Raw genomic sequence first — 6480 nt, 5'->3', positions numbered from 1 at the left:
GATGAGGCCGGTCACGTCCGGCGCGTCGATGACGGATGAGGTCATGGGCTTTCGATTACGCAGAACTCGCTAAGCTCACGTTAGGCGAGTTTACGTGAATCGAGCTTTAAGCCCGCCGAATCGAGGCCGATCAACAGCCAGCCGCCGGGCCGGAGCCGGTCGGCGAAGCCGCGCATCATGCCGAGCACATGCTCGGCGCTGAAGTAGATCAGCACGTTCCTGCAGAGGATCAGGTCGAAGCCGGCGAAGGTCGCGGGCACGCTTCCATCGATCAGGCCCATCAGGTTGCGGCGCTCGAACCGCACCATCTCGCGAAATTCCTGGCGCAGGCGATAGCCGCCCTCGCGGGTCGCGCCCGGCTGGGGCGCGATGGGCCGGAACCAGCGCAGGCGGTCTTCGGTGGGCATCGTGCGCAGCGCCCAGCGGCCGAACTCGCCGGAGCGGGCGGTGGCTAGGGCCGCGGCGCTGATGTCGGTGCCGACGATGCCGACATCCCAATCGGCGAGGTCCGGCCCGAGCAGTTCGTGCAGCAGGATCGCGATCGAGTAGGGCTCCGCCCCCGTCGAGCAGCCGGCGCTCCAGATGCGCAGGGTGCGCTCCTCGCGCCGCGCTGCGACGAGTGCGGGCAGGATCTGCTCCCGCAGCGCCGCGAACTGCTCGGCGTAGCGGAAGAAGAAGGTCTCGCCGATGGTGATCTCGGCCTCGAGCGCCGTCCATTCCTCACGGCCGCCGGCTCCGTCGAGATAGGCGAGATAGCCCGCCGAATCGGCCAGTTTCAGCGCCTTGAAGCGCTTGACGAGACGGTCGAAGAGCAGGTCGTCCTTGTCGGCGTAGTAGTGGTGGGCGGTGCGCGCGATCACCCGCGCCTTCAGAGCGGGAAAGGCAGGGTCCGCCGCCGCTTCCGACACGCGCCTGCGGCGGATCTGATCGAAGGGCACGATCGCTCGCCTCAAGCCGCCGACGGCGCGTCGAAGGCGGCGAGCCGCTCCGCCGCACGGCGGCCGAGCAGGGCGACGCGCTCCCGCTCCTCGACGGTCAGGATATGCGCCATGGACAGGGCGTGGACGAGACGGTCGCCGAGGGCGATCTCGGCCTCGACGCAGCCGTTGAACGTATGCCCGTCGGCGACCGGGCGTATGGCATCGGCGCCGACCTGCACCACGTCGACCACACGGTCGACGAGAAGCGCGAGGCTGCCGTCGGCGGCATGCAGGACATGACGATAGGGGTCGGGAGGCGCGGCGTCGCGCAGCCCGAGCAACCGGGCGAGATCGAGGACGGGCAGGGGCGCGCCACCGAAATTGAGGAAGCCGGCCAACGGCCCGCCGGCGGTGGGCGGCGCATGCAGGTGCGGCAGGGGCAAGATCTCGCGGACGGCCTCTCGCGGCAGGGCGCAGGGCGTGCCTGCCACGTCGAGGACGAGATACGTCGTGGTCGAGGGCAGCGCCACCGATGCTCCTTGTGGCCGAGGCGTACGGCCGAGATAGGGTCGCCCTGCCGTCGCGACAATCTCGGCGCGGCCCGAAGGTTCGGTCTCGGCCGCAGAAGCGCAATCGGTCGCCGATCGGCTCTCGGCTCCTGAGGTATCGAAGGCTCGATTGTGCCGTTGACGCTCCCGCGGCCTTCGACTACACGAACCGCTCGACTTCGAGACGGGTCTATTTTTCAAATGCGTACGGTTCTCATCGTAGCGGAAGCGCCACGGACGGGGCGGGCTTAACGGAGCCCGCAGACCCGGTCGGTGGCGCATGCAGGGTCCCTCGGGGCCCTTTTTTGTTGCCGAAAGCCAGGGTCGTCGCACGCGAGGAGCGATCTCGAGCGAAGTGGACACGGTACGCGTGACGAGATCGCGACCGGCAACGGAATGGAAGCCGTGCTCGCCCCGAGGGGCCGGCGCGGTTCGAACGGGATGATGGAGGAGACGATGAGCGGCGAGGTCATGACCGGGGCCCAGATGGTCATCCGGGCTTTCCAGGACCAGGGCGTCGACACCCTGTTCGGCTATCCGGGCGGTGCGGTGCTGCCGATCTACGATGCGCTCTTCGGCGAAGAGCAGATCAAGCACGTGCTGGTGCGCCACGAGCAGGGCGCGATCCACGCGGCGGAGGGCTACGCCCGCTCGTCGGGCAAGGTCGGCTGCGTCCTCGTCACCTCCGGCCCCGGCGCCACCAACATCGTCACCGGCCTGACCGACGCGATGATGGATTCGATCCCGATCGTCGCGATCACCGGGCAGGTCCCGAGTCACCTGATCGGCACCGACGCGTTCCAGGAATGCGACACGGTCGGCATCACCCGCCACTGCACGAAGCACAACTACCTCGTCCGCTCGATCGAGGACCTGCCGCGCATCCTGCACGAGGCCTTCTACATCGCCTCGCACGGACGCCCCGGCCCGGTCGTCATCGACCTGCCCAAGGACATCCAGTTCGCGAGCGGCCTCTATGAGCGCCCGACCGAGGACGGCCACAAGACCTATCACCCGGCCTTCAAGGGCGACGGCGAGCGGATCAGGGCGGCCGTCGAACTGATGGCGAGCGCCCGGCGTCCGGTGTTCTATACCGGCGGCGGCGTGATCAATTCCGGGCCCGAGGCGACAAGGTTGCTGCGTGAGCTGGTGGCCGAGACCGGCTTCCCGGTCACCTCGACCCTGATGGGGCTCGGTTGCTTCCCGGCCTCGGACGACAGGTTCCTCGGCATGCTCGGCATGCACGGGACCTACGAGGCCAACCTCGCGATGCACGACAGCGACCTGATCATCTGCGTCGGGGCGCGCTTCGACGACCGCATCACCGGCCGGCTCGACGCCTTCGCGCCGTTCTCGAAGAAGATCCACATCGACGTCGACGCCTCCTCGATCAACAAGGTCGTGCGCGCCGATATCGGCATCGTCGGCGATTGCGCCTCGGTGCTGGAGGACATGCTGGCCGATTGGCGGGCCCTGCCGAAGCAGCCGGACAAGGGCCGGCTCGACGAGTGGTTCGCCAAGATCCACACTTGGAAGGCGCGCGAGTGCCTCGCCTACTGGCCGTCGGGGACGATCATCAAGCCGCAATACGCGGTCCAGCGGCTCTACGAGGCGTGCAAGGACCGCAAGACCTTCATCACGACGGAGGTCGGCCAGCATCAGATGTGGGCGGCGCAGTACTTCAAGTTCGAGGAGCCGAACCGCTGGATGACCTCAGGCGGCCTCGGCACCATGGGCTACGGCCTGCCTGCCGCCATCGGCACGCAGCTCGCCAACCCGGACGGACTCGTCATCGATATCGCCGGCGAGGCCTCGATCCTGATGAACATGCAGGAAATGTCGACGGCCGTGCAGTATCGCCTGCCGATCAAGATCTTCATCCTGAACAACGAATACATGGGCATGGTGCGCCAGTGGCAGGAGCTGCTGCACGGCTCGCGCTACTCGCAGAGCTATTCGGAGAGCCTGCCGGACTTCGTGAAGCTCGCCGAGGCCTACGGGGCCAAGGGCATCCGCTGCGAGAAGCCGGGCGAACTCGACGCGGCGATCCAGGAGATGCTCGACTACGACGGCCCGGTGATCTTCGACTGCGTCGTCGACAAGAAGGAAAACTGCTTCCCGATGATTCCCTCGGGCAAGGCGCACAACGAGATGCTGCTCTCCGACTACCTCGGCGAGACCGGAGTCGAGATCGGCGACGTGATCTCGGACGCGGGCAAGATGCTGGTCTGATTCATGTGCTGTCCTCGACCGCTCGCGGTCGAGGACGTCCGCCACACGGGTGGCGGCGCGCATTCGCGCTTGCCAACGGCCGAATGCAGAAGATGTCGATAGAGACGGCCGTTGGTGTAACGAGCGCCCTGGGAGAACGGCGATGAACGCCATGAACACGCATTACCCCGAGCCGACCCGGTTCGAGACCAAGGCCCGGCACACCCTGGCCGTGATCGCCGACAACGAACCCGGCGTACTGGCACGCATCGCCGGGATGTTCTCGGGCCGCGGCTACAACATCGAGAGCCTGACGGTCTCGGAGACGGAGGAGGCGCGCCATATCTCACGCTTCACCATCGTCACCACCGGCACCGACGTGGTGATCGAGCAGATCAAGGCGCAGCTGAACCGGCTCGTCCCGGTCCACCGCGTCGTCGACCTGACCCTGCAGGGCCGGGCACTGGAGCGCGAACTCTGCCTCGTGAAGGTCGCCGGCACCGGCGACCACCGCAGCGAGGCCCTGACGCTCGCCGCCGCCTTCGGCGCGCGCACCCTCGATGCCACGCTCAACTCCTTCGTGTTCGAGCTGACCGGCACGACCGAGGAGGTCGACCGCTTCATCCGGCTTCTCAGCGTGATCGGCTTGGTCGAGATCTCGCGCACCGGGATCGCGGCGATGGAGCGGGGGGCGGAGGCGCTCTGAACGCGCTTTCGTGACAGTCTGAGCCCCGATCAGTTCCGGAGTTCCGTCATGGAAGCGAAGGTCATTCGGTGGGGTGACGACCTCGCCGTGCGCCTCTCGGCCGAGGAAGCCGAGCAGCACGGGTTGAGCGAGGGGCAGACGGTGGAGGTCGTGGCGAAACCAGATGCCGGGAGTTCGGGACGTCCGGCCGACACCCCGGGCGGCCCTCGTTACGAGAATGGCCGGCCCGCCTACACGCTCGCGGACATGGTCGCCGAGATGGACCGGCTCGGTCCGTCCCATCGGCCAGCGTTGGTCGAATGGGGTCCGGACGTCGGCGCCGAGATCATTGATGACGACGACAGTCGATGAGCCGTTGCTGTCTTCAGGAGACTTGGTCTGGGTCGATCTGAGGCCGACCAAGGGTCATGAACAGGCCGGCGTCCGACCGGCCGTCGTCCTGACCGACAGCGCGTTTCATCAGCGGAACGCGACAGCAATCATCTGCCCGATCACGAGCTATACGCGGCCTTGGCCCACCAAGGTCATCCTGCCTGCAGGCCTCCCGGTCGCCGGAGCCGTGCTCGCCGATCAGATCCGCTGCGTCGATCGATCGTCGCGCGGTTTTCGGCGCGTCGGAGCCGTGCCGGCGTCGGTGCTTGCAGAGATCCGCCTCAAGGTGGCGTTGTTGATCGGAGCGGTCACGGACGCGGAGTTTTCGGGATCGGCACCGTGACCGCCCGCACCCTCTACTACGCCCCCGGCACCTGCTCCCTCGCCGCGCACATCGCCCTCGAAGAAACCGGCACGCCCTTCGAGACCGTGCGGATCGACCTCGCCAAGGGCGGCCAGCGCGCACCGGAATACCTCGCCGTCAACGAGCGCGGCCGGGTGCCGGCGCTCTGGGAGGATGGCTGGGTGCTCACGGAGACCCAGGCGATCCTGCGCCACGTCGCCCGCTCGCATCCGGAAGCCGGGCTCTGGCCCGAGGATCCGCGCGAGCAGGCCGTCGCCGACGAATGGCTCGCCTGGCTCGCCACCAATCACCACGTCGCGTTTGCGCAGGCGCATACCCCGTCGCGCTACTCCGACGACGACGAGGACCTCGACGCGATCCGCGCCAAGGGCGCCGACACCTACGGCGACCTCGCCACCATGACCGAGGTGAAGCTCTCGAACGGCGGCTGGGCTGTCGGCGAGCGCTACGGCGTGGTCGATGCCTACCTGCTGGTGTTCTGGAACTGGGGCGGCGGGCCGTGTCTGCGCTTCGACATGGCCGGTCGCTTCCCGGCCTGGACCGCTCATGCCCGCCGCGTCACGGCGCGGCCGGCGGTGCAGGCCGTTCTGGCGCGCGAAGGGCTGACGCTTCCAGCCTGACAGCGCCGCTTGCAGTCTCCTCCAAATCCGCCTAAGAGCCGAACCGTACGGTACGGTACGGCTTCTAGAACGCAATGGAATCAGGCCCCGCCATCGAGACCACGACCCCGTCCGCCCGCCAGCAGGCCGTGCTCGACGCGGTGCTCGGATTGATGGTGGAGGCGGGCGATCAGCTCACCATGGACGCCGTCGCGCGCCGTGCCAGCTGCTCGAAGGAGACGCTCTACAAGTGGTTTCGTGACCGCGACGGCCTGCTGACCGCGACGGTGCAGTGGCAGGCCTCTCGGGTCCGCGCCGGCCGCTTCGAGGCCCGCGCGCTCGATGTCGCCACGCTGAGCGAGAGCTTGCGGGATTTCGCGACGACGTGGCTGGAGGTGATTTCGAGTTCCGCGTCGATCGCGCTGAACCGTATCGCCATCGGCGACGCAGCGTCGCGAAAAAGCAATCTCGGCAGCATCGTCCTAGCGAACGGACGCTTCGCCATCGGTGACCGCCTGAAGCCGCTCTTGGAGGCGGGGCGCGAGGCCGGGCTTCTGGCTTTCGACGACAGCGAGACCGCCTTCCGGACGTTCTTCGGCCTCGTCGGCCGCGACGTCCAGATCAGACTTCTGCTCGGCGATGCGATCGATTTCGACGCCGCCACGATCAGACGCGACGCCGCCAGCGCGGTGGAGCAGTTCCTGGCCCTCTACGGCCAGCCCCAACGTCAGCAACTTCCACTTCGGTAAAAGGACAAAAG

At 67.5% G+C, this 6480-nt stretch carries 7 protein-coding genes and 1 pseudogene; 6 read left to right on the top strand and 2 right to left on the bottom strand.

Annotation, left to right across the window (positions count from 1 at the left end; all coding sequences use genetic code 11):
- Positions 1-125: 125 nt before the first annotated feature.
- Both FV217_RS05085 and FV217_RS23310 read right to left on the bottom strand, forming a co-directional pair.
- Positions 126-938 (bottom strand): annotated as a pseudogene (locus tag FV217_RS05085) (protein-glutamate O-methyltransferase CheR); the annotation flags it as partial.
- 11 nt (positions 939-949) lie between these two features.
- Entirely contained in the window at positions 950-1450 is a 501-nt protein-coding gene (locus tag FV217_RS23310) for a chemotaxis protein CheW (protein WP_238230854.1), read from the bottom strand.
- 474 nt (positions 1451-1924) lie between these two features.
- On the opposite strand from FV217_RS23310, the gene FV217_RS05075 reads away from it, so the two are divergent.
- From FV217_RS05075 to FV217_RS05050, 6 genes are all read left to right on the top strand, one after another.
- Positions 1925-3700 carry an acetolactate synthase 3 large subunit gene (locus tag FV217_RS05075; RefSeq protein ID WP_147814930.1) on the top strand — a complete coding sequence of 592 codons (1776 nt, stop codon included), beginning with the start codon at positions 1925-1927 and terminating at the stop codon, positions 3698-3700.
- A 142-nt stretch (positions 3701-3842) separates the two neighbouring features.
- A complete protein-coding gene (gene ilvN, locus FV217_RS05070; protein ID WP_147814928.1) occupies positions 3843-4385 on the top strand; it encodes an acetolactate synthase small subunit in 543 nt (180 codons plus the stop codon).
- A gap of 48 nt (positions 4386-4433) precedes the next feature.
- Positions 4434-4736 carry a MazF family transcriptional regulator gene (locus FV217_RS05065; protein WP_147814926.1) on the top strand — a complete coding sequence of 101 codons (303 nt, stop codon included), beginning with the start codon at positions 4434-4436 and terminating at the stop codon, positions 4734-4736.
- Positions 4717-5100, top strand: a complete 384-nt coding sequence (locus tag FV217_RS05060; RefSeq protein ID WP_147814924.1) for a type II toxin-antitoxin system PemK/MazF family toxin — start codon at positions 4717-4719, stop codon at positions 5098-5100. The genes FV217_RS05065 and FV217_RS05060 overlap by 20 nt, the downstream gene beginning before the upstream one ends.
- Entirely contained in the window at positions 5097-5741 is a 645-nt protein-coding gene (locus FV217_RS05055) for a glutathione S-transferase N-terminal domain-containing protein (RefSeq protein ID WP_147814922.1), read from the top strand. The genes FV217_RS05060 and FV217_RS05055 overlap by 4 nt, the downstream gene beginning before the upstream one ends.
- A gap of 74 nt (positions 5742-5815) precedes the next feature.
- Positions 5816-6469, top strand: a complete 654-nt coding sequence (locus tag FV217_RS05050; protein WP_147814920.1) for a TetR/AcrR family transcriptional regulator C-terminal domain-containing protein — start codon at positions 5816-5818, stop codon at positions 6467-6469.
- Positions 6470-6480: the final 11 nt, after the last annotated feature.

Origin of the sequence: Methylobacterium sp. WL9, assembly GCF_008040035.1 — a bacterium.
Lineage (GTDB): Bacteria > Pseudomonadota > Alphaproteobacteria > Rhizobiales > Beijerinckiaceae > Methylobacterium > Methylobacterium thuringiense.
Note: the sequence above shows the minus strand (reverse complement) of the source record. Positions and strands in the feature narration are given on the sequence as shown.

Excerpts from the sequence above, each read along its gene's own strand:
- ilvN (WP_147814928.1), top strand. The coding sequence starts at position 3,843 with ATGAACGCCATGAACACGCATTACCCCGAGCCGACCCGGTTCGAGACC.
- FV217_RS05075 (WP_147814930.1), top strand. The coding sequence starts at position 1,925 with ATGAGCGGCGAGGTCATGACCGGGGCCCAGATGGTCATCCGGGCTTTC.
- FV217_RS05065 (WP_147814926.1), top strand. The coding sequence starts at position 4,434 with ATGGAAGCGAAGGTCATTCGGTGGGGTGACGACCTCGCCGTGCGCCTC.
- FV217_RS05060 (WP_147814924.1), top strand. The coding sequence starts at position 4,717 with ATGACGACGACAGTCGATGAGCCGTTGCTGTCTTCAGGAGACTTGGTC.
- FV217_RS05050 (WP_147814920.1), top strand. The coding sequence starts at position 5,816 with ATGGAATCAGGCCCCGCCATCGAGACCACGACCCCGTCCGCCCGCCAG.